General features: G+C 34.4%; 21 protein-coding genes. 4 read left to right on the top strand and 17 right to left on the bottom strand.

Features of this window, described 5'->3' with window-relative positions; genetic code table 11:
- Entirely contained in the window at nt 1-1194 is a 1194-nt protein-coding gene (locus IEV10_RS10050) for a DegT/DnrJ/EryC1/StrS family aminotransferase (RefSeq protein WP_188374589.1), read from the top strand.
- On the opposite strand, the gene ribB is transcribed toward IEV10_RS10050, so the two are convergent.
- The 8 genes from ribB to pheT form a co-directional block, all read right to left on the bottom strand.
- Nucleotides 1191-2339 (bottom strand): 3,4-dihydroxy-2-butanone-4-phosphate synthase, encoded by a 1149-nt coding sequence (gene ribB, locus IEV10_RS10045; protein WP_188374588.1) that lies wholly within the window; start codon nt 2337-2339, stop codon nt 1191-1193. The two genes, IEV10_RS10050 and ribB, sit on opposite strands and share 4 nt — an antisense overlap.
- A 30-nt stretch (nt 2340-2369) precedes the next feature.
- Nucleotides 2370-4352: an LptF/LptG family permease gene (locus IEV10_RS10040; protein WP_188374587.1), complete on the bottom strand. Its 1983-nt coding sequence runs from the start codon at nt 4350-4352 to the stop codon at nt 2370-2372.
- Nucleotides 4353-4354: 2 nt separating this feature from the next.
- On the bottom strand, nt 4355-4990 hold the full coding sequence (gene lolA1 / locus IEV10_RS10035; protein WP_188374586.1) for an outer membrane lipoprotein periplasmic chaperone LolA1: 636 nt from the start codon (nt 4988-4990) through the stop codon (nt 4355-4357).
- Nucleotides 4991-5009: 19 nt separating this feature from the next.
- Nucleotides 5010-7427 carry an FtsK/SpoIIIE family DNA translocase gene (locus IEV10_RS10030; protein WP_188374585.1) on the bottom strand — a complete coding sequence of 806 codons (2418 nt, stop codon included), beginning with the start codon at nt 7425-7427 and terminating at the stop codon, nt 5010-5012.
- A gap of 116 nt (nt 7428-7543) precedes the next feature.
- Nucleotides 7544-7921, bottom strand: a complete 378-nt coding sequence (locus tag IEV10_RS10025; RefSeq protein ID WP_188374584.1) for a diacylglycerol kinase family protein — start codon at nt 7919-7921, stop codon at nt 7544-7546.
- A gap of 3 nt (nt 7922-7924) precedes the next feature.
- Entirely contained in the window at nt 7925-8425 is a 501-nt protein-coding gene (tpx, locus tag IEV10_RS10020; RefSeq protein ID WP_188374583.1) for a thiol peroxidase, read from the bottom strand.
- Between the two features lie 77 nt (nt 8426-8502).
- Complete coding sequence (locus IEV10_RS10015; RefSeq protein ID WP_188374582.1) at nt 8503-9357, bottom strand: phosphatase PAP2 family protein; 855 nt, start codon at nt 9355-9357, stop codon at nt 8503-8505.
- 1 nt (nt 9358) lies between these two features.
- Nucleotides 9359-11791: a phenylalanine--tRNA ligase subunit beta gene (gene pheT / locus IEV10_RS10010; protein WP_188374581.1), complete on the bottom strand. Its 2433-nt coding sequence runs from the start codon at nt 11789-11791 to the stop codon at nt 9359-9361.
- A gap of 246 nt (nt 11792-12037) precedes the next feature.
- Between pheT and IEV10_RS14350 the strand changes: the two genes are divergently transcribed.
- Together IEV10_RS14350 and IEV10_RS09990 are read left to right on the top strand one after the other, a co-directional pair.
- Nucleotides 12038-15154, top strand: a complete 3117-nt coding sequence (locus tag IEV10_RS14350; protein WP_229719682.1) for a fibronectin type III domain-containing protein — start codon at nt 12038-12040, stop codon at nt 15152-15154.
- 97 nt (nt 15155-15251) lie between these two features.
- Nucleotides 15252-16472, top strand: coding sequence for a peroxiredoxin family protein (locus IEV10_RS09990; protein ID WP_188374580.1), 1221 nt, complete (start codon nt 15252-15254; stop codon nt 16470-16472).
- A 3-nt stretch (nt 16473-16475) separates the two neighbouring features.
- On the opposite strand, the gene IEV10_RS09985 is transcribed toward IEV10_RS09990, so the two are convergent.
- From IEV10_RS09985 to IEV10_RS09950, 8 genes are all read right to left on the bottom strand, one after another.
- On the bottom strand, nt 16476-17468 hold the full coding sequence (locus IEV10_RS09985) for a hypothetical protein (RefSeq protein WP_188374579.1): 993 nt from the start codon (nt 17466-17468) through the stop codon (nt 16476-16478).
- Between the two features lie 120 nt (nt 17469-17588).
- Nucleotides 17589-18149 (bottom strand): helix-turn-helix domain-containing protein, encoded by a 561-nt coding sequence (locus tag IEV10_RS09980; protein WP_188374578.1) that lies wholly within the window; start codon nt 18147-18149, stop codon nt 17589-17591.
- A 63-nt stretch (nt 18150-18212) separates the two neighbouring features.
- Nucleotides 18213-18764 (bottom strand): hypothetical protein, encoded by a 552-nt coding sequence (locus IEV10_RS09975; protein WP_188374577.1) that lies wholly within the window; start codon nt 18762-18764, stop codon nt 18213-18215.
- Nucleotides 18754-19242: an RNA polymerase sigma factor gene (locus tag IEV10_RS09970; RefSeq protein WP_188374576.1), complete on the bottom strand. Its 489-nt coding sequence runs from the start codon at nt 19240-19242 to the stop codon at nt 18754-18756. Before IEV10_RS09970 ends, IEV10_RS09975 begins: the two co-directional genes overlap by 11 nt.
- Entirely contained in the window at nt 19239-20090 is an 852-nt protein-coding gene (locus IEV10_RS09965; RefSeq protein WP_188374575.1) for an alpha/beta fold hydrolase, read from the bottom strand. The genes IEV10_RS09970 and IEV10_RS09965 overlap by 4 nt, the downstream gene beginning before the upstream one ends.
- 112 nt (nt 20091-20202) lie before the next feature.
- Nucleotides 20203-21597: a short-chain fatty acid transporter gene (locus IEV10_RS09960; RefSeq protein WP_188374574.1), complete on the bottom strand. Its 1395-nt coding sequence runs from the start codon at nt 21595-21597 to the stop codon at nt 20203-20205.
- 10 nt (nt 21598-21607) lie between these two features.
- Nucleotides 21608-22648, bottom strand: a complete 1041-nt coding sequence (locus IEV10_RS09955) for a glycosyl hydrolase (RefSeq protein WP_188374573.1) — start codon at nt 22646-22648, stop codon at nt 21608-21610.
- A 68-nt stretch (nt 22649-22716) separates the two neighbouring features.
- A complete protein-coding gene (locus tag IEV10_RS09950) occupies nt 22717-23298 on the bottom strand; it encodes a MiaE family protein (RefSeq protein WP_188374572.1) in 582 nt (193 codons plus the stop codon).
- Between the two features lie 164 nt (nt 23299-23462).
- Here IEV10_RS09950 and IEV10_RS09945 point away from each other — a divergent pair, with 164 nt between their 5' ends.
- Nucleotides 23463-24551: a DUF2911 domain-containing protein gene (locus tag IEV10_RS09945; protein ID WP_188374571.1), complete on the top strand. Its 1089-nt coding sequence runs from the start codon at nt 23463-23465 to the stop codon at nt 24549-24551.
- 75 nt (nt 24552-24626) lie between these two features.
- Here IEV10_RS09945 and recG read toward each other — a convergent pair whose 3' ends face one another.
- Nucleotides 24627-26729, bottom strand: coding sequence for an ATP-dependent DNA helicase RecG (recG, locus tag IEV10_RS09940; RefSeq protein ID WP_188374570.1), 2103 nt, complete (start codon nt 26727-26729; stop codon nt 24627-24629).
- Nucleotides 26730-26771 lie beyond the last annotated feature (42 nt).

Here is a 26771-nt window from a genome sequence, read left to right as displayed (position 1 = left end):
ATGCCAGGATTTGAATTATTTGGAGACGCTGAACGCGAAAGTGTCAATGACGTCTTAGATAATGGCGTTTTAATGCGCTATGGTTTTGATGGTATGCGCAATGGACATTGGAAAGCCAAAGCGCTTGAAGCTGAGCTTCAAAAAACATTTCAAACCAATCATGTGCAATTAGTATCTAGTGGAACTGCTGCGGTTTCTGTTGCTTTAGCATCTGCAGGTATTGGTGCTGGAGATGAGGTTATTATGCCAACATTTACATTTGTTGCGAGTTTTGAAGCCATAATGATGCTAGGTGCAATTCCTATTCTAGTAGATATTGATAGTACATTAACTCTAGATCCAAAAGCTGTAGAAGCTGCAATTACTCCAAAAACAAAAGCTGTTATGGTTGTGCAAATGTGTGGGAGTATGGCAGATATGGATGCACTTAAATCTGTTTGTGATAAGCATAATTTAGTTTTTGTTGAAGATGCGTGCCAAGCCATTGGAGGTTCTTATAAAGGCAAACCTCTTGGTAGTATTGCTGATTTAGGTTGTTTTTCTTTTGATTTTGTAAAAACTATAACCTGCGGCGAAGGTGGTGCAGTAATTAGTAATAATAAAACGTATTATATTAATGCAGACCATTATAGTGATCACGGTCATGACCATATTGGAAGTGATAGAGGTGCTGAAACACATCCATTTTTAGGCTATAATTTTAGAATATCAGAATTGCATGCTGCTGTTGGTTTGGCTCAAGTAAAGCGCTTACCAGAATTTTTAGCACTACAGAAACGTAATTTTGATATCATTAGAGCAGAATTGCAGCAAATCCCTGAAGTTGAGTTTAGAACTGTGCCCGATGGAGGAGTAGAAAGTTGTGCTTTTCTAAATTTCTTTTTACCAGATTTAGATATAGCCCGCAGAGTCTCTCAAGCTTTTAAGGAAAGTGGAGTAGATGCTTGCTTTCATTATTATGATAATAATTGGCATTATATCAGAAAATGGAATCACTTAAAAGAACTAAAGTCATTATTCCCTATTGCTCAAGAAGTAAAAGAAGGGCTTCAGTATCTTCAAGGTAAAACTTACAAACAGTCAGATAGTTATATTGCAAGAAATATTTCTTGTTTAATAAAATTATCTTGGAGAGAAGAAGAAGTAAAGCAAAGAGCTAAAAAAATGGCTCAGCTCATAAAAGCTAATCTTTAGTAATTGACATAATCAATTATTTCTAAACCATAACCAATCATACCAACACGTTTGGTTTGCTCACTGTTAGAAATTAATTTTATTTTACTGATGTTTAAATCATGCAAGATTTGAGCACCAATACCAAAATCTTTTGTATCCATAGCAATACGTGGCGCTTTAGCAATTTGCCCTTCTTTTTGGCTACTTTTTAGAATAGAAAGTCTACTTAATAAATTTGTAGTTTGGTTTTGCTGATTTATAAATACTATTGCACCTTTTCCGGCTTTATTAATAACATTAAACATGTTATCTAACTTCTTATCAGGATTGTTGGTTAAAGTGCCTAAAATATCATTATTTACTAATGTAGAGTTTATTCTAGTTAACACTTCGTCACCAGAATTCCAGTTGCCTTTAGTTAGCGCTATATGAATTTGATTATTTGTAGTTTGTTTGTATGCGCGTAATCTATATTTACCAAAACGCGTTTCAATATCAAAATCTTCTTTCTTTTCTATTAAAGAATCGTGCTCCATACGATAGGCTACTAAATCTTCAATAGATACAATTTTTAAATCAAATTTTTTGGCAACATCTACTAATTGAGGTAAACGGGCCATTGTTCCATCTTCGTTCATTATTTCAACAATGAAACCAGCTGGTTTAAAACCTGCTAAACGCGCAAAATCTATAGCTGCTTCAGTATGTCCAGTACGTCTTAAAACACCACCTTCTTTGGCAACTAAAGGAAAAATATGACCTGGTCTAGCGAGTTCAAATGGCTTTGTGTCTTTATCGACTAAAGCTTTTATAGTTTTAGCACGGTCACTTGCAGAAATTCCTGTAGTAACGCCATTACCTCTTAAGTCTACAGAAACAGTAAAAGCAGTTTCCATTGGGTCCGTATTATTACGTACCATCATGTTTAGCTCTAACTCTTTACAGCGCTGTTCTGTCAAAGGTGTGCATATAAGACCACGTCCATGAGTGGCCATAAAGTTTACCATCTCTGGAGTAACAGCTTCCGCTGCTGCTAAAAAATCGCCTTCGTTTTCCCTATTCTCATCATCAACTACAATAATCACCTTTCCTTGGCGTATGTCTTCAATGGCCTCTTCAATAGTATTTAGAATGATTTTTGTACTCACAGTTTCAGTAATCATGACGTGTATTTTGATATTGCAAAGATAAGCTTATTTTATTTGCTCTAAGCAACTTAAATGGAAGTCTTCTTTGACTCTTGTCTTTAATAAAAAGTGCTTTATTGGGTAGAAGGGCAAACTTAATACTATGAGTAACGGATTAACCCTCTTACTAGATTGTCCAATGGATTTATAAAATTTGGAATAATATACAGACGAAACTATAACGTATAGTCCAAACATGCCAAAGGCTATAAAACTTAATGACTTTACAATTTCTGATAACTCTGGTAGTTTATTGTTTTTAAATACAAAATGAAGAATCAAGAATATGACTCCTAAACTGAATGTGACCAAATTAGTTTTTGAGTAGTCTATATAATCTTTTAAATAATATTTGGCATTTTTAATATTTTCAGGAACAACCAATTCTTTTTCTTCTAACTCAGCAATTGTAATTTTTCTATCAAATAAATGCTGAAGCGCTATTTGTTTTGGTTTTTTATCTAAATCAAACTCATCTTGTGTTTTAACAATATCAATAAGTTCATCTATTGAGTGTTTGTTGTAATAACTATAAGATTGAATATTTTTAATAGTGTTTAGTTCTGACTTTGGTTTAAAGGCAAAGAACTTTTTTAGAGGTACTGTTATAAAGTCGAGATTTATTAGTCCTCTGTCATTTGTAGCTCGATAGGTTAGATAGATACTCAGAGGTAGCATTATTAAAGTAGATAACCAAGTACCTAATGCTGGGTCTATAGCATCTGTTTTGGCGTTATTTTTAATAAAAATCCCAATAAAATGATAGGTAAGAAACAATAATATGGCTATAACCATTGGCAGGCCTATGCCACCTTTTCTAATTAAAGCACCTAGAGGAGCCCCAACAAAAAATAGAATAATACAAGCAAAGCCTAAAGCATATTTTTCATGCAATGCTATAATATGTCTGTTTCTGTTAGAAGTTTGTGCGTTAAATGTTTTTTCGTTGGTTTGAATAATTTGAGAAGTACTAGTTGCAGTGTTAAATGCTAATCCTAAAATTTGAACTTTGGTTTTGGTATTAAAAAGATCTAAGATATCTGTATCATGAATAGTATCATTTGTCGCTTCATAAGAGGTCTTTAGGTTAGTATATGTACTTCTGTTATATAAACTTGTAGAAAATGCTTCATAATCTTTATTCCGTTTTTTATACAAGCTATCTATTGAGTAATTTAAATCACTAACATCCTGCATGCTGTATCTATCGTCAGTATTTTTCTCATCTACATCTATTTTTAAATTACCTAAATCTATGTTTATAGTATAGGTTTTAAATTGACTTTGAGCATGAGGTTTCCGCTTATTGAATTTTCGTATATCTCTAGTAATTAGTTCGTCATAAAAATTACCATCTGAGAGTTCAAGCTTAAGTATATTAGAATCTTCAGCACTTTTTAGCTCTCCTTTTTCAGCAATAATAACAGTATAGTTTCCGCTTCTAAATGACTTTTTTTGATGAATAACGACGTTATTTAAAAACTGTCCACGCTCACCACTTTTTTTATCAACTTTGATATTAATATTACCTATAGTATTGAATTGCCCTTCTGCAATTGCCAATGCAGGTTTTACTTTAGCTATATTTCGTCTTAGATTATAAAAATTGTATTCTCCCCAAGGAATCACATTATTGGCAAAAAAGAAACACCCAAAACCAAGTGCTACTATAAAGACAGATAAACTTCTCATTGCACGTTGCAGCGAAATCCCTGTAGATTTCATCGCCGCAAACTCATAGTTTTCTGCAAAATTCCCAAAAACCATGATTGAAGCTAATAATACTGTTAGTGGAATAACGAGAGGAATTAACTTAGGAGAATAATAAAAAATAAATTTAAAGGTAGTAACAATATCTAAGTCCTTACCAGCTAACTCTGAGATATATAGCCAAAGCCCTTGTAAAACAAAAATGAACATAAATATTACAAATATGCTCACAAATGTGTTTAGGTAGGTTTTTAATATGTACCTGTCTAAAATCTTCAAGTCTAATCTATTTTATTGATGTAATAGTCTTTGTACTTATTTTTATCAAAAGTAAATAGAGTTTTTGGTATAGCTTGGTTGGTTTTAAAAGAATTAACGGTTAATGTTGTTTTTGTGCCGTTTTTACCAACTTCTATCAAATTATAAATATGTTTTGTTGTTGCATCTATACCTAATAGAACATGCTTTATTTCTGCGTTACTGTCAATAGGTGTTAATTTTACATACTGAATTTTTCTACCCTTAACATTCTGAACAATGTCCATTTTGTAGTTATAACCATCTTCATAAAAAGATAACATCTTGCTAGGTGTTATTGTACCTTCATCTTCTGTGTTTTCTGAAGATATAGTTACTTCTTCATCTTCTGGACTAATATTATATAGTGTTTTACCGTCGTAAATACGAGTTACGCCTAGGACGTTTAATACATATTTATCATCTTGTATAGTAACATCGCCTTTGGTTTCTTGCGTAATATTTTCACTAACATTATTAAGTTCGTATTTAAAATCCACACTAATATTTTCGTAAGCTTTAACTTTCTTGCTAACTTCATTTAAAAGTGCTTCAGCCTTGTCTTGTGCAAATACAGTACTAGTGATAATTAATGCTAAAAGAATACTTAATTTTTTCATTTTGTTTTATTAAATGCCATTATTGGCTTTCGTTTTCTAATAATTGTTCGAGGGCTATTAAATCTGGTACTAGAACTTGACGCGCTTTACTACCTTCAAAACCACCGACTATTCCAGCAGCTTCTAGTTGGTCAATAAGTCTACCAGCTCTATTGTACCCTAATTTTAGTTTTCGTTGCAATAAAGACGCTGACCCTTGTTGTGCTGTGACTATAATTTGAGCAGCTTCTTTAAACAACTTATCTCTATCTGCTATGTCTATATCAAGATTTGTGCCACCTTCTTCGCCTACATATTCTGGCAGAAGATAAGCGTCTGGATATGCTTTCTGAGAACCAATAAATTCTGTTATACGTTCTACTTCTGGTGTGTCAACAAAGGCGCATTGTATACGGATTAAGTCATTACCTTGAGTATACAACATATCACCACGACCAATTAATTGGTCAGCTCCAGAGCCATCAAGAATAGTACGAGAATCTATTTTTGAGGTTACTCTAAATGCAATTCTGGCTGGAAAATTTGCTTTAATAATCCCTGTGATGACATTTACAGAAGGACGTTGCGTGGCTATAATTAAGTGAATCCCTATGGCACGTGCTAATTGTGCTAAGCGTGCAATAGGTGTTTCTACCTCTTTGCCTGCAGTCATTATTAAATCTGCAAACTCATCAACAACTAAAACGATGTAAGGTAAAAATTGATGTCCATCATTTGGGTTAAGTTTACGTTCTTTAAATTTCTTATTGTATTCAGCAATATTCCTACAAAATGCATTTTTTAGCAAATCGTAGCGGTTATCCATTTCAATACATAGAGAATTTAAAGTATTAATTACCTTAGTATTATCTGTTATAATAGCGTCTTCACTGTCTGGTAGTTTCGCTAAATAGTGACGTTCTATTTTATTAAAGAGTGTAAGCTCCACTTTCTTTGGGTCAACTAAAACAAATTTAACCTCCGCAGGATGCTTCTTGTAAAGTAAAGAGGTCAGTACAGCATTAAGACCAACAGATTTACCTTGACCTGTAGCACCAGCCATGAGTAAGTGAGGCATTTTTGCCAAATCTACAACGAGTGTTTCATTGCTAATTGTTTTACCTAAAGCTATGGGTAATTGCATTGCTGAATTCTGAAACTTCTTAGATGCTATAGCAGAGTGCATAGAAACAATAGTCGCATTTTTATTTGGGACCTCAATACCTATAGTACCTTTTCCAGGAATAGGTGCAATGATACGAATCCCTAAGGCCGAAAGTGATAATGCAATATCATCTTCAAGATTTTTGATTTTTGAAATACGAATACCAGCTTCAGGAACAATCTCATATAAGGTCACAGTTGGACCTATAGTGGCAGAAATACTTGTAATACCTATTTTGTAGTTATTAAGTGTTTCTACGATACGATTTTTATTTTCTTCAAGCTCGTCTTGGTCAATTGAGATACCTTCGTTATCGTATTTTTTTAATAAATCTAATGGCGGAAATTGAAAATTACTCAACTCTAATGTTGGGTCAAATTGTCCAAAATCCTCAACGAGTTTATCCGCAAGATTATCTGTTTCAGATTTTTCTTCTTCGGTAACCTCAATCTTCATCTCAACTTCAGGCTCTTTTATAATAACCTCCATTTCTTTTGGAGGTTCAACCTTAAGTTCTGTAGGGTTGTCTTTTTCTATTTTTGAATGTTTAGAAATAGTAGGTTCTATGTTATCTAATGGAATCTCAAATGCAGATTTGATGGATTCTGCCTCTTCAGATAGACTATTATCAATAGGGACTACTTTATCTTCAGCGGTATTTGATTCATTTGAATCAAAATCATCTTTAAAATCTTTTTTAGCATTTTTAAATAGATTAACAAACGTATCACCAGTCACTTTAAAACGAATTGCTAAATACACAATAAGACCAAAGGCAAGTAGGAGAGCAGTACCTATTTTACCAATATAATCTTGAAAAAAGTGATTCATTTCATAGCCTATGACACCACCAAGTATATCGTACTTGTGAGTAAAAAATCCAAAAAATATTGATAGCCATATTACAATTAGTGTTCCCCAAATCCAATGTTTACGTAGCTTAGATAGCTTTAAGTTTAGCGTTACATAAACGCCAGATAGAAATAATAATCCTGAAAATATAAATGAGGGTAAACCAAATCCTTTGGTTATAAACCATTCGCTTAATTTGGCTCCAAATTGGTTAGCCCAATTTTTAGCCTCGACTTGTCTAGAAGGGAATTCAGATAAAATACTCTGATCTTCTTTACCTGTAAACAAGAAGGACACAAAGGAAATAAATAAAAGTACACCCAGAATTATCAGTAAACTACCAACGATTAATTTTTGTTGGTTTGATAATTTTAAAGAGATAGGCTTACGCTTAGTCTTTGGTTTAGCTTTGGTTTTTTTCTTGGTTGTTCTTTTTGCCATTAATAAAATCCTATAAAGGAAGTGATAGATTTAGTACTAAATCAAAAATACAAATAAGTAACGTTTATCCTAACGGTTTTGGTATTTATACCAAGGTGTTATTAACAATATAAAGATTAAGCAAATACTTTGGGAATGTAAATAATCCCAGCGGCAATGATCGCTGCTATAGAAGCAATAAGAACGGCACCAGCACCAATATCTTTAATAAGTCCAATTTTAGGGTGGTGGTCCGGGTGAATAAAATCTGCCATATATTCTATAGCAGTATTTACGCCTTCAACACTCATAACCATGGCTATCATCACTAGTTGAATTAGCCATTCTGTAGTAGAAATATTAAAATAAATTCCTGCAATAGTTACAATTGATCCAATGATGAGCTGAAGTTTTATACTGTTTTCAGTCTTTACCAAAACCACCAAACCCTTAAAAGCATAACCTACGCTTTTAAGGCGATTGACTCCAAAAGATTCTTTATTCCTATTTGGCATATATTAATTTAAAGCATTTAGAGCCGCTTCATAGTTTGGTTCTTCACCAGTTTCTGAAACTTGCTCAGTATGTAAAATTGTTCCATCCGTATCTACGACAACAACAGATCTTGAGTGCAGTGACTCAAATGCACTATCTTTAAAAGTAACACCATAAGTGTTTCCAAAATCTCCAGTCTTATAATCAGAAAGGTTTATAACGTTATCTAAACCTTCAGCACCACAGAAACGTGCCATAGCAAATGGCAAATCTTTAGATATGCATAGTACTTTAGTATTTTCTAAGTTGCTTGCTTTTTTATTAAAGGTTCTAATAGATTGTGCACAAACACCTGTGTCAACACTCGGAAAAATATTCAATACCAATCTTGAACCACTAAAATCTGCTAAAGTTTTATCTGATAAATCTGTAGTAGTCAATTTAAAATCGGGAGCTTTTGATCCTATTCCTGGAAGGTTACCTACAGTTGTAGCTGGGTTACCACCTAATGTAATATTTGCCATAGTTTATTTTTTTAGTTCTGTTAAAAGTAAAGAATATAGATATGTTAAATGTGAATAAAATGATAAATAATTTTCACTTAGAAGGTGCCAACCAAACCAATTTGATTTGTTGAAAATCTAAGATTCCAAGAAATCACTTTTTCTTTTTTTGGATAATCGTATGCTTTGTCATCGAATAAGAAATTATCAATGCTATCCACAACAATAATACTAAGAACTGTACTAAAAGCTATATCTGTAAACCAATGTGCGTCATCGACAAGCCTTGATATTGGAGGAATAGCTCCAACAGTATAAATTCCAGCTTTTACCCATGGGTTTTCAAATTGTTTAGCAATAGAATGCGCCATAGTAATAGATAATACGGTGTGCCCTGAAGGAAACGAGCGAAAACTAGATTCATTTGCAAAAGACGAAAATTCTAGATGACCAGCATTTCTACTTGGCCTTGCACGACCAATTGCATTCTTTGTAAAGGTTTGAATTAAACCAGTGGTTAATGATGATGAAATTATAAGAACACTAGTTTTTCTAATCTTCTCATTTTTTGTAAAAAGTCCAAAGCCATATAAACCGGCATTAGCCATAAAGTAGTTTTGAGGACTACCAAAATACCAACCAAAATCTCTTACAACTTTTGGGAAATCACGTCTTTGATTCTGGATAAACTCCTGTATTGGCTCATCAGTAAAGGTAAGTGCTGCTGTTCCTCCTAGTAGAATTCCTAATTTTGCAAAGTCATTCCCTTTCCAATGTAAAGGTCTGGTGAAAGCATGACCAACACTTTTTAGAGTGTACCTTGTGTCGTATTTGGCCATTTGCCAAATCGTTTGAGGTTTAGTGCTATCTATCTGGGTTTTGAGTTGTTGCGCATTAGACTTATTAATAACTAATAAAAAAAAGCTAATAAGAAAAATAAGTCTATATCTCATATTATCGTAATTCTGCACCAAGTTTAGACTCAAAATTGGCCTGTAACTTGTTCATTATTTTATCAATTTGTTTATCAGTCAGAGTTTTATTTTCATCCTGTAATGTAAAACTCACGGCATAACTCTTTTTACCACCAGGTAAGTTTTTGCCTTCATATACATCAAACAAATTTACATTTTTTAGTAGTTGTTTTTCAGTTTGTTTTGCAATAGTGAAAATATCCTCGAAAGTAACCGTATTGTCTATAAGTAATGCAAAATCACGACGGACCTCAGGGTACTTAGGTATAGCTTTAAATTTAATACTATTATGTTTTGCTATTTCTAATACATTATCCCAATTAAAATTTGCAAATAGTACATTTTGAGAAATTCCAAAATGCTTAAGTGTTGTTTTTTTAACTAAGCCAAAATCTACTATTTTAAGTTTTCCTAGAGATAAGCTCATGCCTTCACTTAATAGGTCTGATTTTAATGGAGAAGATTTCAATCGATGTAAACCTAGGCGTTGTAAAATAATTTCGACGGTACCTTTTAAGTAAAAGAAATCACTTGGAGATAACTGAACTTTGGGATCCCAATACTCATCTGATTTATTTCCAGTTACAAACAATGACAAATGCTTGTGTTCTTCACGTTGCTCTGAATATTGATGATAAGTTTTACCAAACTCAAATAACTTTAAGTCACCACGTTTTCTGTTAATGTTATATGAAACAGCTTCTAGACCAGAGAATAATAGTGATTGCCGCATGACGCCTAAATCCTTACTCAAAGGATTGAGCATCTCTACATTATGCTCAGCATTTAACTGTGCACTAAGCTCCACATATTTTGGTGTGGTTAATGAGTTTGCCATAATTTCAAAAAAGCCTTGAGACGCTAATTGATTTCCAATAATATTTTGAAGTTTATAATCTTCAAAACGTGTAGAATTTGAAATCGACGCATTTAGTTTTTCCGTAGTTCCTACATTATTATAACCATACACACGTAGTATTTCTTCTATAATATCAGCTTCACGTTGTACATCGTTTCTGTATGCAGGAACAGTGAGCCCCAAGCCTGTTTCGGTAACATTGTTAACTTTTATCTCAAGAGATGTTAGAATACTTTTAATAGTTTCTCTTGGGATTTCTTCACCTATTAATTTCTTAGCGTTATCAAAACTTAAACGAACTTCAAAATCACTGATCTTATTAGGATAAGTGTCATATATATCACTTGATATTTCACCGCCAGCAATTTCAGTAATCATTAGTGCAGCACGCTTTAATGCATATTCTGTTATGTTTGGATCAATGCCACGTTCAAAACGGAAAGAGGCATCTGTATTAAGTCCATGTCGCTTTGCTGTTTTACGAATACTAACCGGATTAAAATAGGCGCTTTCTAAAAAGATGCTCGTTGTCCCTTCAGTAACACCAGAGTTTATACCTCCAAAAACACCTGCGATACATAAAGGTTTTTCGGCATCACATATCATTAAATCATCTTCATGTAGCTCACGCTCAACCTCGTCTAGCGTTGTAAATTTTGTTCCGTTAGTGCAAGTTTTTACTTCAATTTTATTACCTGAGATTTTATTGGCATCAAAGGCATGTAAAGGTTGTCCTAATTCGTGAAGTACATAATTTGTAATATCTACTATATTATTAATAGGAGATAGGCCAATCGATTTTAAGCGATGTTGTAGCCAGCTAGGTGAATCATCAACTTTTAATCCAGAAATGGTAACGCCACAGTATCTTGGTGCTTTTTCTTTGTCTTGGACATCAACATCTATTTTTAATGTTCTGCTATCTACATGATACGAGCTAACTGATGGTGTAATTAACTCTAATAGTATATCCTTTTGTAATAAACCCGCTTTAAGATCGCGTGCAACACCATAATGGCTCATAGCATCAGCACGGTTTGGTGTTAAACCAATTTCAAAAACATTATCATTTTCGATGTCAAAAACTTCAGAAGCTCGTGTGCCTACCTTTAAATCAGAATCTAATACCATAATGCCATCATGAGACTTACCTAAGCCAAGTTCGTCTTCAGCACAAATCATCCCATGACTTTCTTCTCCACGTATCTTACCTTTTTTAATTTTCCAAGCTTCACCTTCTTCAGTATATAATGTGGTGCCAATAGTTGCTACAGGTACTTTTTGTCCAGAGGCAACATTTGGAGCGCCACAGACTATCTGCAAAGGTGCATCTTCGCCAATATTTACTGTAGTAACTTTTAACCTATCTGCATTTGGGTGTTGCTCGCAAGTCAATACTTCTCCAACTACAATACCTTTGAGTCCGCCTTTTACAGATTCGTATGTCTCAATGCCTTCAATTTCTAATCCAAGGTCTGTTAGTAACTCACCTGTTTTTTCGGCATCCCAATCTATCTTAATAAACTGCTTTAACCAGTTGTAAGAAATCTTCATAAATCTCAATCTTATTTAAGATGTCAAAGATAATAATACTTATGTCTTAATAAAATTGAAAAGTCTTTAGTTAAAAAAATAATTATTAACATTTTTTATTGAGGTAATCTGCTTGTTTTTAGACGATTAATATAGAATTGTTATTAGCTTTTTAAGTGTTTTAAATCAGCTCAATAATAAGCATGTAATTAAATAATAATTTACGCACTGAAAATTACTAACACAACATTAAACCAAATTTAACTAATGAAGAAAATTCTACTTTTTTCAATTTTATTGATTAGCGCGTTAGCGTATGCTCAAATACCTTCGTATTATAACGATGTTAATCTAAACCAAACAGGAACTTCTCTAAAAGATGATTTAGCGTCTAAGATTACCACAACGCAAACGACTATTTTGAGTTATACTCCTGGTGTTTGGGATGCTTTGCAACAATCTGATTTAGACCCAACTGATGCGTCAAAAGTACTGCTGATATATGGCTATAATGACAATGATGGTGATTTTATGACCGATCGTTCTCGTGGTGTAAATGACAATGGCGGTGGTATTGGTCTTTGGAATAGAGAGCATGTTTATCCCAGATCTTTAGGAAATCCAAACTTGGGTAGTACTGGCCCTGGAAGTGATGCGCACTCGTTGCGCCCTGCTGATGGTCAAATGAATTCTTCTAGAAGTAACAGAAAGTTTGCTGCTGGTAACGGAAATTCTGGAATCACACCTCAAGGTAACTTTTATCCAGGTGACGAATGGAAAGGTGATGTAGCTAGAATGATGATGTATATGTATTTGCGTTATGGTAGCCGTTGTTTGCCAAGTGATGTTGCTGTAGGAAATACAGTGGCCGGAGATGCAAACATGATTGATGTTTTATTGCAATGGAATGCAGAAGACCCAGTAAATGGCTTTGAAGATAATAGAAATGAAGTCATTGCTGATATTCAAGGGAACAGGAATCCTTTTGTAGATAATCCTGCTTTTGCGACTCAAATTTGGGGTGGTCCTCAAGCCGAAGACCGTTTTGGTACTGGAACTCAAGATACTGAAGCACCAACTGTACCACTTAATTTAGTAGCTTCTAATACAACTTCAAACTCAACCGTTTTAACATGGTCTGCATCTACGGATAATGTTGGCGTAACTGGTTATAATGTTTTTCAGGATGGTGCATTTGTTACAACCGTGAGTGGGACGAACTACAATGTTTCTGGATTAGGAGCAAGTACATTATATAGCTTTTCTGTAAATGCAACAGATGCTGCAGGTAATACCTCTGCAAATAGTAATTCTACAGCAGTAACAACGCAAGCTGCAGGAACTGGAGGAACAGCTTCAGAGTTGTTTATTTCAGAATATATTGAAGGCTCATCAAACAATAAAGCATTAGAGGTTGCTAATTTTACAGGCGCTACAGTTAATCTTTCTGGATACTCTCTCAGGAAGGCTACTAACGGTAGTGGTAATTTTACAAGCACTTATAATTTAACTGGGCAATTGGCCAACGGTGAAGTTTTTGTAGTCGCTAATAGTAGTGCAACTGCAGCAATATTAAACGAAGCTGATGCAACAAGTGGTGTTACAACGTTTAATGGTAACGATGCTATTGGATTATTTAAAGATAATGTGTTGATTGATAAAATGGGTAACGAAAATAGTAGTGCAAATTTTGCAAAAGACGTCACTTTAAGACGTAAGTCTTCAGTTTTAGATCCAAATACAACGTATACTGTTTCGGAATGGGACCAATTTCCTCAAAACACATTTGATGATTTAGGTTCTCATACTATTGACGGTGGGGCAGGATCAACACCAGATACAGAATCACCATCAGTACCAACCAATCTTACAGCATCAAATGTAACAACAAGTTCTGTAGTGTTATCATGGTCAGCATCTACAGACAATGTTGGCGTAACAGGTTATGATGTGTACCAGGGCGCCACATTATTAACGACAGTTACTAGTACTGGTTATACAGTAACAGGCTTATCACCATCAACAAACTACACGTTTAATTTAAGGGCTAAAGATGCCGCAGGAAATGTATCAAATGCGAGTTCTAATGTCGGTGTAACTACAGCGACGCCACCAGATACGCAAGCACCATCAGTGCCAACGAATCTCACTGCATCAAATGTGACGACTAGTTCAGTAGTGTTATCATGGTCAGCATCTACAGACAATGTTGGAGTTACTGGTTACGATGTGTACCAAGGCGCTACGTTGTTGGCAACAGTTACTAGTACAGGCTATACAGTAACAGGCTTATCATCATCCACAGACTACACCTTTAATGTAAGGGCAAAAGATGCTGCTGAAAATGTGTCTAATGCGAGTTCTAATGTTGGTGTAACAACAGCTACGCCACCAGATACGCAAGCGCCATCAGTACCAACGAATCTTACAGCATCAAATGTGACGACAAGTTCAGTTGTGTTATCATGGTCTGCATCCACAGACAATGTTGGCGTAACTGGTTATGATGTATACCAAGGCGCTACATTATTAACAACAGTTACTAGTACTGGTTATATGGTAACAGGCTTATCACCATCCACTAACTACACGTTTAATGTAAGGGCTAAAGATGCTGCTGGAAATGTATCAAATGCGAGTTCTAATGTGTCAGTATCAACTGAAGCTGTAGTATTAAACTACTGCAACTCTCAAGGGAATAACACCAATTTTGAGTTTATTGATTTTGTTGCTTTAGGTGGAATTTCAAACGCTACGGGTTCAAATGGTGGTTACGGTGATTTCACAAACCAAACAGGTAACATCAACTACGGTAGTAATACTATTGTCTTAAGTGCAGGTTTCCCTGGACAATCGTATACTGAGCAATGGAGAGCTTGGATAGATTTCAACCAAAACGGAACATTTGAGTCTAGTGAGGAAATCGTCGCTGGTTCGTCTTCAAACGGAGGAAACTTATCCTATAACTTTACAGTACCAACGTCAGCTGTTGCAGGACCAACACGTTTAAGAGTATCTATGGAATGGAATTCTACGCCTGGAGCATGTGAAACATTTACTTATGGAGAGGTTGAAGATTACACCGTAAATATTGGGGCATCTGGAGCACGTTTTGCAGCTTTTGTTGACATCAATATTGATGGGGAATTAGGTGTAGAGGAACCTGTTTTTAACTCTAAAATTTATGCAAGTTACAATACTTTAAATCTTGAAATGAAAGATGACAGAGAAGTATCGTATGCGATTTATAATATGTCAGGACGTTTTGTGGCTAAAGGTACATTCAAAGGAAAGGTGGAGTTAAATCATCTAGATTCAGGAATGTACATTGTAAACATCAACGATGGGCAGCGTACCATTCAAAAGAAGATTATTAAAAAGTAATCTCATACAAATCTTAATTAAGGCCCAACATTTTGTGTTGGGCTTTTTTTTGTAAGGTATTTGTTGTTAATTCGAACTTTATTACAAACATTTTCTAATGCGATATCTATCTCTACTTATACTAGCTTTATTACTCACGTCATGTAAAAATGAAGAGACGCCTAAAATTCTTAAAAATGGAACATACAGAGCTGTTCTAGAGGTACAGGATAATGAAGAATTACCCTTTTTATTTAAAGTAGATTCGCCAATAACCTTGAAGATTTTTAATGCTGAAGAAGTGATTGATGTCGATGAGGTCGAATACCGAAACGATTCTATATTCATTACTGCACCAGTTTTCGAAGGTTATTTTGCGGCCACTTTTGATGGAGATAATCTTAAAGGTGAATTTATCAAGGAAAGCTTAGATAGAATTGTTCCGTTTACAGCCACTTTTAATGAAGACGTACGTTTTTCGAAATCACCAAAAAGTCCAATATCAACTTCTGTAGATGGTGTTTGGGAAGCCATATTTAGTCAAGGCATTGAGGGTGACGAGTATATTGCTAAAGGTATTTTTGAGCAGATTGACCATTTTGTTTATGGCACATTTAGAACCACTACTGGTGATTACCGCTATCTCGAAGGTATTATGGATGGCAATATTATGAAGCTCTCTACTTTTGATGGGGCACATGCCTTTTTGTTTACGGCAAAAGTCACTGACTCTACTATGGAAGGTCAGTTTTATTCAGGTAACCATTGGAAAGAACCTTTTGTTGCCAAACGTAACCCAGATTACGAATTGCCAAGTGCTGATAGTTTAACCTTTTTAAAGGAAGGCTATGATAGTATAGACTTTACATTTCCTAATGCTAAAGGTGATATGGTGAGTCTTAAAGATGAGCGTTTTAAAGATAAGGTTATTGTTGTGCAGATTATGGGAACCTGGTGTCCAAACTGTTTGGATGAGAGTAAGTACTACGCAGATTTTTATAACAAGAATAAAGATAAAGATTTTGAAATTATTGCCTTGGCATTTGAGTATGCTAAAACTGAAGAGATTGCGTTTAGCCGTATAGACCGTTTAAAATCTAAGATTGGGATAGATTACCCTATTTTATTAGCTCAGTATGGAACATCTGACAAAGTTAAAGCTCAAGAGAAACTTCCAATGCTTAACCATGTGTTGTCCTATCCAACCTCAATTTTTATCGACAAAACAGGAAAAGTGCGCAAAATACATACCGGTTTTAATGGTCCAGCCACTGGTGATAAATACACCGAATTTAAAACGGAATTTGAACGTTTTGTTAGCGAATTGATTAATGAATAAATTTTAATTTTCTAGTATTATAAATTCTTCGGCTTTTGTATCTAGAATTAAGATTTTATCATTAAAAGGTTGATTTCCTAGCCAACCACCAATTCTTGTAAATGGTGTTACTAAGGGTTGTATAGCATTGTACATGTCTACATGACTTACACGTTTAAGACTTAATTCTGTATTGCCTATTTTAAAGCGTTTATTACTGACTTTACTAGTAATAGCAATACTGCTATTCCAACTTTTAGCGTTATATGCAATCGCCTCAGTATTTTCATCGGTATATTTATCAAACCTGCTTTTTATAGTTATTAATCCAAACGCACTACAGCCCGAATCATAAAACAATTCGTAATCTTTGTTGTCTATAACTACTGGAAGCATGATGCGTCTTCCTGTAAAATCAAAAGGCTTAAATTCTGATTTGGTTTTCATCCATTTTGGACGTTGCTCGTAAAGCTCTAATGTCTGATTTTTAAAATCGATAGATGTAATTCTATTAGTAATAAAATCGCTGCCTATAGTTCCTATATTGAGATTAGAAATCGTATCAGTCTTATCAAAAGAATTTCCGTAATTCTCTAAGATTCTAATCATTTTAGCGTTTATAGTTGTGCTGTCTAATTTAAAATTTAACGCTTCAACAAAACGTTCTTCGCCTTTTGTAACTTCTTCAATGTTAAGTCCAATTTTTCGCAAGGATTTTAAATCCTTTTCATAGATAAAAGAATGTGGTGCACCAGTATCAAACTGCATGTAAAACCGATGTGTTAAGTTTTCAATTTTAACTGGAATTATGATTGCTGCTTGCGGTTCATGGTATCCACCTGAACCTTTATAACTAGATGCCCAATCAAAATGAATGGGTTTAGATTCAAAAGTATATTCCATGTATGCTGATTTTTCTTTAAAAAATGCATTGTTAAACTTTCGAATGTAATAATAGCCAACAGAAAGAATAAGAACTAATAAGAAGAGTAGCGTGTAACCAATTTTTTTCTTCATGATTGTGTGATTTTGATATGATGAAATACGATGAGTCGTTTTAGAAACTCATACACACAAATTAATAAGAAAACGAATTAAAAACCGGGATTATAATGCCGCCAATTTTGCGACAATATCTCATATAAAGCTGATAGGAACATTTAAAAAACTGTAATCGTTACGTTTCAATTTTATGGCAGTGATACATACGATGACAATATTAAATACATAACATGCAAATAATACATAAAGGATGATTTGCGTATTGGATAGAAATTTTCGACTAATAATAGGTGAGAGGCATAGAAGCAGCGATAAAACAATCCACCAGATAATTTGAAAATTAATAATCCGTCTACCTATTTCGTCGACAAATTTAGATTTACGATTTCTGTACCAAAGTATAATAGGGAAAATGATGTTTCCAAATGGAATTCCTATAAACGATATAATTGATAAATTAATAAGTTGAATTGATGTTTTTTCAGATTCATGCTCGCTTTCTATAATCTTAAATTGAGCACTCAAAGCAGAAGGCTCCATATTAAATTTTTTTGAAAGCACCATTAATGTATAGCCTTTAGGCTCTTTATTACTAGATTCTAAACGTTGAATTGTTCTTAAGGACAAACCTGTTTGTTTTGCTAATTCAACTTGAGTGTATCCGGATTTCTCTCTTATGTTCTTAATAATTTTCAAAAGTGTTTCAATACATTATATCTACTAAGTTAGTTTTTTAATATTAAAAGTGATGTATAGATTCTATACTTCTCTTAAGTGTTTTAGAAAACGACGCTCCTTAATTACACTGTTTATGATAATAACAATAATTATACTAAGAGAAATAATACCAGAAATTACAATATAGGTATAGAAGCCTTCTGAAAAATAGTCCTTAAAATATGGAAGCAATAGGTAAAAGCCATATAAATACACAGCAATACATATTGGAGTGATATAATAATTTACCATCAGGCGTATTTTGTAATGTTTTTTGAGATAAGCGTGGTATAGCTTTTGGCTCATTAGAATTATCTGACTCTTTTTACGATACATAGAGATAAACTCTAATAGTATTCTAAAAACAAGACTAGAAATCATAAGAAGTAAGCCTAAAATAAAGTTGTTCCATTGATTTGTAGCAAAAGCAATAGTGTATGCAATTAGTATTACCACTGTTACGGACATAACAGTTATACTTATATATTGTCCATTGCGTTGTTGCTTTGCTTTGTTTAAAATAGTTTCAACATTGCTTATCTCAGAAGGCTCATTCTGAGCCTGCCATAATTTGTTTAAAGAATCATTTTCCATTTTTAATGCATTTTAAAAGTGATTTTCGAATACGACTTAAGCGTGTTCTTAATGTCCCGTGTGCTAGGCCAACTGTTTGGGCTATAGTGGCTTGCGATATATTTTCTAATTCTAATAATATCAATGCTTTGTTTTGCTCAGTGAGTTGGTCAATACAGTGATACATTTGCTTGATATTTTTTTCATCATTATCATTTTCTTCATCATTGCTTCTTTTTGACAATAGGTCTTCATTTATTGGTATACTTTTCCTGGATTTACGTAAATCTCCTAAGCATATATTTACCGCAATTCTATAAATCCAAGTGTCAATAGCTGATTTGCCCTTAAAAGAATTTCTGTGATTCCAAACTTTTATAAAAGTCTCTTGAAGCCATTCATCGGCAAGTTCATTATTGCCAGAAGCATAACCTAAACATAGCCTATGGACTTTGGAAGCGTTTGAATTATAAATCTTAGTAAATTCCTGTTCAGTCATTCTTTTGAGGATAAGATCATTCGTATCTGTTTTGTAAACCATTGAGGCTTATCTAGCATGATAAAATGCGCACTGTCTTCCGCTAAAATAAGATTATAGCCTTTTAAATTTTCATATTGACTTTTATAAGTCTGTGTTACCATATCTTTCCCATAAGGTTCAGTGGTGGCAATTATTGTAACAGGAATTACTATTTTTTCTAAATCTTTTCGCAAATCTAATTTAAGGTAATCGGTATATCCGTAAACATATGTTTTCCGGTCAGATTCTAAAATCCAGTTTTTAATTTTTTCTTGTGCAGATTCTTGTAGACTCATCCCTTTTGACATCGCTTTGGCGGTTTGCTCAAATGCAACATCGTCCATTGCTAGTTGTTGGTTGTTGTATGGGCTTTCATAAGCCAAGTTTTCAGGATTAAAATTAGGAATCATCAATGCACCAGCAGCTGGAAGCGCATCAATTACTATAATTTCAGAAAGTTTTAAATCCTCTTGTGTCGCAAGCCAAGTGGCTATTGTGCCACCCAAACTATGTCCAACTATAGTGGTGTTTTGTAAATTATTGTTTTTAATATAGTCTCTTAGAGATTGATTTATTTTTGGTAACCATGGAAACGCAATAGGCTCTTTTCCACCAAAACCAGCTAAAGTAACCACATGGCATTCGTAATTTTTTTCTAGCTCTTTTACGAGAGGGCTCCAGACATCTCCTGGAACTGTAAACCCTGGTATAAAAAGTATAGGATTACCTTTTCCTGTAACTTCTATATGGATAGGTTGCGTTTTATCTGTTGCGTTAATTGATAAAGAGTATACTATTGCGACTAAAAATAAAATAACATTTTTCATTGTTTCTATGTTTTGATTTCCCTTTAGATGTAGAAATCAGAAAATGTTACATTTTATTTTAAGAATGGCACATAACATGGTCAATATATGACATCAAATGCTTTTCAAGTGTTTACAATGGGAGGTAAGTGACCATCAAGGCCTGTATGACAAACAAGACCACAAATGGGATAAACAAGTACCCAACAACATCACGGGCTTGTATTTTTATGCCTTTGCCCATAACAGGAAAAACAATTAAAAGGAAAAACGGCTGTAATAAATTGCTTAAGCTCTCACCATAGGCCACGGACATAGAGGCGCGAGCGGTCATGGCTGTAACATTGGTTTGTGAGAGATTTGCGCCCAACTCTTGTACCATGTTAATAATACTCGGGCCAATCACTGCAAACTCACCGCCTGCGGAAGGAATAGCAAAATTAATAATGCCACCTGTGACATAAGAGATAACGGCATAAGATTCTGGTGTGGCAATAGCTACTAAGGCATCACTAATTAAGCTGCCCAAACCAGAAGCCATCATAATGCCCATAATGCCTGCATAAAATGGGTATTGGAATAATATACCTGCGATATTACTGCTGGCGCGCTTCATAGCTATACTGTAACGCATAGGTGTAATATGTAATAACATACCTGCTATCAAGAAGACAAAAATCATGATATTAAAGTTGATGTCAAACCCATTTATAAAAAAATTATAAATTATGTATGTCACACCTAACAAAGCCACACTAATTTGTAACCAGGCTGCATTATTCAAGGCATCAGAAACCGCTTTAAATGGAAGTTTGTAGGACATAGCTTCGTCTTTTACAGAATGGTCTTCGGTATTTGTTTCTGTGAGTAAGTCCCTTAATTCTTTACCCTTAGATGATTTTGGAATTAAGAAATAAATCAACAGTGGTGCTATAATAACAAATAGCGCAATCATAGCTATGTTAAGCGTAGACCCCAAGCTATAACTCGTAGAGATTGTGTCTTTGAGAATGCCACTTTCAATTAAAAAGTTGTTTTCGGTATTTAGTAATAATGCAATTGAACTTGATAATCCACAAACCCAACCGTTAAAAGAAAAGTACACACAAGCCACTAAAAATGGATAGTGAATGCCTTTTATTCTAACTGCTAACTCACGCCCTAAAATTGCAGTGATTACTACCATCCCAAAGCTTATCAATGATAATAGAGTGCCTAGAGCTATCACGACCATATACACTTGTACAGGCGTCTTTATGACCAAAGCGAATCTGTCAATAGCATGTTTTACAGGATTGGATTGTGCAATGCAGTATGCGGTGATAATAATTAAGACAATTTGCATTCCAAAGGTGAGTAATTTCCAAAAGCCATCATACCAACCTTCTAAAACCGTTATGGGCTTTGCATCTGTGAGTGTGAGTGCTAAAACACCAATGATAAGTGTGAGCAATAAGGCAAATACATAAGCACTTGGCATATATTTGGTAAAACCGTCAGTAAATTTTTTTCCGAGTTTGGTGAGCATGTGTTTACGTCTAATATCTTAAATCGTTAAACAAATTTACAGAAGATTTAATGTATTGTGGTTTCTCTAATTCTTCTCTCCATTTTTTTGCTACATAATCACTCATTTGTAATCTAGAATCTACTTTTTGAAATGTAGGGTTGTATGTCCACATAGGTTGAGATGGCCAGTTTGTATTAATATAGCTAAAGGCTTTTATGATATCGCTATTGTCATTGATGGTTTTAAAAAATGATATAAACCATTCCCCCCAAAGTCTTTTTGCTACTTTAGGATTTGTAAGTTGTGAATTAAAATATAAGTTACTATTTTCTCTTACTGGCGCTGCTTCAGCAATAAAAACCGGCTTATTGTGCGTTCTAGCAAAAGTAAGCATTTCGGTATCTGGATTTCCAAAATAGGAATAACCAACCCAATCTACAATCTCATCTCCAGGATACCATTCTTCTAAAATATCTTGCCCAGAGCCTATGCCTTTGGATTGCCAAACAAATGCAACATTAGTCACTTTCATAGCTTTGAAAATAGCATGAATACGCTCCCACGATTTTAGGTAGAATTTTTTCTTGTAGTGATTCCAGTCCCAGCCGTCAAATTCGTAACCGATTCTTAAAAATACTGGACGCTTAGTAGATTTGATCCATTCTCCTAATTCTGTGATGAGTTTATCGTGTGTTCCTTTTGCAATTTGCTTTTCATGATTTACAATAGACAAACCAATGGATAGACTAACGTTTTTAAACGTCTCATTATCTAAGTAGTATTGTCCGCAACTATCACCAGCGCCCCAATTAGCTACTGTTTTTAATCCATCGTTTCCTTTGTTGTAATATCCAAACGATTCATCACCAGGAGATAAGTTGGTATATAGTGTTATGCCAGCTGGCATATCAAAATAATTGCAATAACCATCAGTGTAATTTTCTAAGCCGCCAACGGCTTCTAATTCTTGACCAATAAAAACTAAGATTTTACCATCTTTGGGTTCAAACTTAGCTAATGAACCTATGTCTTGTGAATGCCCTACTAGTGCAAAAAATAGCAGTAGCATAGAGAAATACTTTAGAACATTATTACAAGTTGTTTTTTTCAAAAAAAGAATGAATTGTGGTTTAATTTTTACCCATGTATGGTCTCAGATTTTCCATAGCTTTTAATAATCTCGCCTTCAAATTCTACGAGTTTTTTCCAGCGTTTTTCAACATCTATGCCTTTGCCGTATTTTTTAGCAAACGTAATAAAAACAGTATAATGTCCAGCTTCACTTACCATTAGGTCGTAATAAAATTTAGACAATTCAGGGTCGCTTATGCGTTGTGAGAGTAATTTAAAACGCTCACAGCTTCGAGCTTCAATCATTGCAGAAAATAATAATCGGTCCACCAAACTTTGCGTCCGGTTGCCACCACGATTCATAAACTTGTGGAGTTGATTAACATAGTGGTCTTTACGTTTTGGACCTAAAGTATAACCACGTTCTTTTATAATGTTATGTACCATCTGAAAGTGCTCTAATTCTTCCATGGCTAACTCAACCAATTTGGTTACCAAATCTTCATATTCACTATTATGCGTAATTATCGTAATAGCATTTGTGGCAGCTTTTTGTTCGCACCAGGCATGGTCGACAAGAATTTCTTCAATATTTGATTCTACAATATTTACCCAGCGTGGGTCGGTTTCTAATTTTAGGTGGAGCATATACTTTGGAGTTATTATACTGATGTAAATATAGTTAGATTTTATGCTATTCTTAATGTTTAGTTAATTAACAACCTGTAAGAGTTCTTTAACATCTTCCTAACAGTAGTGCTTTCAAAATCAGTATAATTTGGTAGTACTACTAATCAAAAACCAATATAAAAATGAAAACTACAATTACTTCTTTTGTAATGTGCCTGTTTCTCTGTGCTTCGTTTACATTATCTGCGCAGTTAAATACGCCTCGTGGTAGTCAAATGGCTTCCGTGATGCAGCGCATTGGCACAACAGATATTACAATTACGTATTCTAGACCAAGTGTAAAAGAGCGTGAAGTTTGGGGGAAACTTGTGCCTTACGGCATGAACAATTTAGGCTTTGGGACTTCTAAAGCTGCACCTTGGCGTGCAGGTGCCAATGAAAACACTACAATTACTTTTACCCATGATGCTAAAGTTGAAGGGAAAGCTATTGCTGCTGGCACTTATGGCTTTCATATTAATGTAAAGGATGCAGATAACGCAACAATTATCTTATCTACGGATAAAGACGCTTGGGGAAGCTATTTCTATGACCCTGCTAACGATGCTTTAAGAGCAGATGTAAAATTAAAGGATATTGCTCATGTAGAGTTATTGACTTATGATTTTGAAGATGTAAAAGCTAACTCAGCTAAGGCTGTGCTCAAATGGGAAAAGAAAGCGATTCCTTTTAATATTGAAGTAGATGTGACTGATATTGTTTTAGCTGATATAAGAGGTCAGTTTAAAGGACAAAAAGGTTTTACAAGACAAAACTGGGAGCAGGCTGCAAATTTTGCAATGAACAACGGAGGCGATCTAGATGAAGCTCTTGGTTGGATAAACAATGCTCTAGAAGGTCAGTTTTTTAGTCAAAAAACAGTGAATGGTTTAGCTATTAAAGCGCAAATACTTCAGAAAAAGGGTGATAATGAGGGTTATGGTACGACAATGGATGAGGCATTAACATTAGCTACACCTGCGCAGATTAACCGTATGGGATATGCTATGATTAATGCTAAAGACTACAATCGTGCTATTAAGTATTTTAATACCAATTTAGCTAAAGACCCTAAAAATGCAAACTGGCATAGTAGTTTGGGTGATGGTTATAAAGCTAAAGGCGATAAAAAACTGGCGACTAAGCATTATAAAAAAGCACTGTCTTTAAATCCTAATGATAGAGTAAAGGCCAGCGTAGATAAAGGATTGAAGGAATTGACTTCAAAATAATACTAATTTCATCATCAAAACACGAGTAATTATGTTTTGAGGGGCCTGGTAATGGTTGGTGGCCAGGCCTTTTTTTTATGAGATATAATTCCAAATATTACGATACTTACTCATTTGTCTGTAAGTCTCAAGTATAACATTGTTTTCAGGCAAGGCTAAACTAGGGTCAATTTTTAGCACTTGTTTTGCATAATAGCGTGCTTGTTGCAAAATATCTTTATCCTTTACGATATCTGCAATTCTGAGATTAAGAACACCACTTTGTTGCGTGCCCATAATATCTCCTGGACCACGAAGCTTTAAATCGACTTCTGCAATTTCAAAACCATCACTGCTACGCACCATGGTTTCTAAGCGTGTTTTACTATCATTACTGAGTTTGTGGCTTGTCATTAAAATACAATAGCTTTGTTCTGCACCACGCCCAACACGACCACGTAATTGATGTAATTGAGACAAGCCAAAACGTTCTGCACTCTCAATAATCATAACCGAAGCATTAGGTACATTAACACCAACCTCAATGACTGTAGTGGCCACCATGATATTTGTTTCGCCTTTTACAAAGCGCTGCATTTCATAATCCTTATCTGCAGGTTTCATTTTTCCATGAACAATAGAGATTTGATAGTCTGGCATTGGAAATTCTCTTGAAATACTCTCATAACCATCCATTAAATCTTTATAATCCATTTTTTCACTTTCCTGAATTAATGGGTAGACGATATAGACTTGTCGTCCTTTTGAGATTTCATCTCTTATAAACTTGAAAACTTTTAGCCGATTGTTGTCATATCTGTGAACAGTTTTTATTGGCTTTCTTCCTGCAGGTAATTCGTCAATTATTGAAATATCTAAGTCGCCATAAATTGACATTGCTAAGGTTCTAGGAATTGGTGTAGCCGTCATAACTAAAATGTGTGGAGGAGATGTATTTTTCTTCCATAATTTTGAACGCTGAGCAACTCCAAAACGATGTTGTTCGTCTATAATTGCAATGCCTAAATTCTTAAATTTCACTTTGTCTTCAAGTAGGGCATGAGTGCCAATTAGTATTTGTAATTGCCCATTTTCAAGATTTTTATGAATTATTTTTCGTTCTGAAGTTTTAGTTGAACCAGTGAGTATTGATATATTGATTTTCAATAATTTACATAATTCAATTAATCCATTATAGTGTTGGACTGACAAAATTTCAGTTGGCGCCATTAAACAGCATTGAAAACCGTTGTCAAGCCCTATGAGCATTGACATAAAAGCGACTATAGTTTTCCCCGAACCTACATCACCTTGTAAAAGCCGATTCATTTGTGCGTTACTGCCCAAATCAGACCTAATTTCTTTAATCACTCGTTTTTGTGCGTTGGTCAAATCAAAGGGTAAATGGTCTTTAAAAAATGTATTGAAATATGTGCCAACTTCTGTAAACGGGAATCCTTTTATTTTCGATTTATGAATCAGATTTTTTAGAATTAATTGCAATTGAATGTAGAACAATTCTTCAAATTTTAATCGGAATTGTGCTCTTGCTAAAAGCTCTGAAGTTTTTGGAAAATGAATATTTAAAAGCGCATCAGTTTTTGAAATTAATTTTAAATCATCTTTCAAGGTTTCAGGTAAAGTTTCTGCAAAACGACCTTTTGTCTCTAGAAAGAGTTGTTGCATTATTTTAGAAACGACTTTATTGGTAATGCCTTTATTTGAAAGTTTTTCTGTTGATGGATAAATAGGTTGCATTGCAGAACGCAGATTCTTGTCATGTTCTGATTGCAACTCTATTTCTGGATGAGGCATGCTGTATTTACCACTAAACCAATTGGTTTTTCCAAAAATGACATAAGTCTTACCAATCTGTAAGCTTTCTCTAATCCATTTTTGACCACGAAACCAAACGAGTTCCATCATGCCTGTATCATCTTTAAAGTTTGCAACTAAGCGTTTTCCGCGCTTTTGGGCAACTTCTCTAAAGCCAGTAATAGTACCAATAATTTGCACTTCGGCAGTATTGCGTTGTAGCTCATTGATCTTATAGAAACGCGTACGGTCTATATATCGATTAGGGAATAAATTGATGAGGTCTTGATAGGTGTGGATGCTAAGTTCTGAGCGCAACAAATCTGCCCGATTTGGACCAACACCTTTAAGATAATCGATAGGAGTTTGTAGATTAGCGCTCATAAAAGCGAATTTAATTCTTTTCGATAAAACTTGTTGACTATA

It is taken from the genome of Winogradskyella haliclonae, from assembly GCF_014635865.1.
In the GTDB taxonomy this organism is placed as follows: Bacteria; Bacteroidota; Bacteroidia; order Flavobacteriales; family Flavobacteriaceae; genus Winogradskyella; species Winogradskyella haliclonae.
This window is presented reverse-complemented; position numbering and strand designations above follow the sequence as displayed.

What these genes read in the sequence shown, in the direction of transcription:
- IEV10_RS10050 (WP_188374589.1), top strand. Translation starts at nt 1, where the DNA reads ATGCCAGGATTTGAATTATTTGGAGACGCTGAACGCGAAAGTGTCAAT.
- ribB (WP_188374588.1), bottom strand. Translation starts at nt 2,339, where the DNA reads ATGATTACTGAAACTGTGAGTACAAAAATCATTCTAAATACTATTGAA.
- lolA1 (WP_188374586.1), bottom strand. Translation starts at nt 4,990, where the DNA reads ATGAAAAAATTAAGTATTCTTTTAGCATTAATTATCACTAGTACTGTA.
- IEV10_RS10030 (WP_188374585.1), bottom strand. Translation starts at nt 7,427, where the DNA reads ATGGCAAAAAGAACAACCAAGAAAAAAACCAAAGCTAAACCAAAGACT.
- IEV10_RS10025 (WP_188374584.1), bottom strand. Translation starts at nt 7,921, where the DNA reads ATGCCAAATAGGAATAAAGAATCTTTTGGAGTCAATCGCCTTAAAAGC.
- tpx (WP_188374583.1), bottom strand. Translation starts at nt 8,425, where the DNA reads ATGGCAAATATTACATTAGGTGGTAACCCAGCTACAACTGTAGGTAAC.
- IEV10_RS10015 (WP_188374582.1), bottom strand. Translation starts at nt 9,357, where the DNA reads ATGAGATATAGACTTATTTTTCTTATTAGCTTTTTTTTATTAGTTATT.
- pheT (WP_188374581.1), bottom strand. Translation starts at nt 11,791, where the DNA reads ATGAAGATTTCTTACAACTGGTTAAAGCAGTTTATTAAGATAGATTGG.
- IEV10_RS14350 (WP_229719682.1), top strand. Translation starts at nt 12,038, where the DNA reads ATGAAGAAAATTCTACTTTTTTCAATTTTATTGATTAGCGCGTTAGCG.
- IEV10_RS09990 (WP_188374580.1), top strand. Translation starts at nt 15,252, where the DNA reads ATGCGATATCTATCTCTACTTATACTAGCTTTATTACTCACGTCATGT.
- IEV10_RS09985 (WP_188374579.1), bottom strand. Translation starts at nt 17,468, where the DNA reads ATGAAGAAAAAAATTGGTTACACGCTACTCTTCTTATTAGTTCTTATT.
- IEV10_RS09975 (WP_188374577.1), bottom strand. Translation starts at nt 18,764, where the DNA reads ATGGAAAATGATTCTTTAAACAAATTATGGCAGGCTCAGAATGAGCCT.
- IEV10_RS09970 (WP_188374576.1), bottom strand. Translation starts at nt 19,242, where the DNA reads ATGACTGAACAGGAATTTACTAAGATTTATAATTCAAACGCTTCCAAA.
- IEV10_RS09965 (WP_188374575.1), bottom strand. Translation starts at nt 20,090, where the DNA reads ATGAAAAATGTTATTTTATTTTTAGTCGCAATAGTATACTCTTTATCA.
- IEV10_RS09960 (WP_188374574.1), bottom strand. Translation starts at nt 21,597, where the DNA reads ATGCTCACCAAACTCGGAAAAAAATTTACTGACGGTTTTACCAAATAT.
- IEV10_RS09955 (WP_188374573.1), bottom strand. Translation starts at nt 22,648, where the DNA reads ATGCTACTGCTATTTTTTGCACTAGTAGGGCATTCACAAGACATAGGT.
- IEV10_RS09950 (WP_188374572.1), bottom strand. Translation starts at nt 23,298, where the DNA reads ATGCTCCACCTAAAATTAGAAACCGACCCACGCTGGGTAAATATTGTA.
- IEV10_RS09945 (WP_188374571.1), top strand. Translation starts at nt 23,463, where the DNA reads ATGAAAACTACAATTACTTCTTTTGTAATGTGCCTGTTTCTCTGTGCT.
- recG (WP_188374570.1), bottom strand. Translation starts at nt 26,729, where the DNA reads ATGAGCGCTAATCTACAAACTCCTATCGATTATCTTAAAGGTGTTGGT.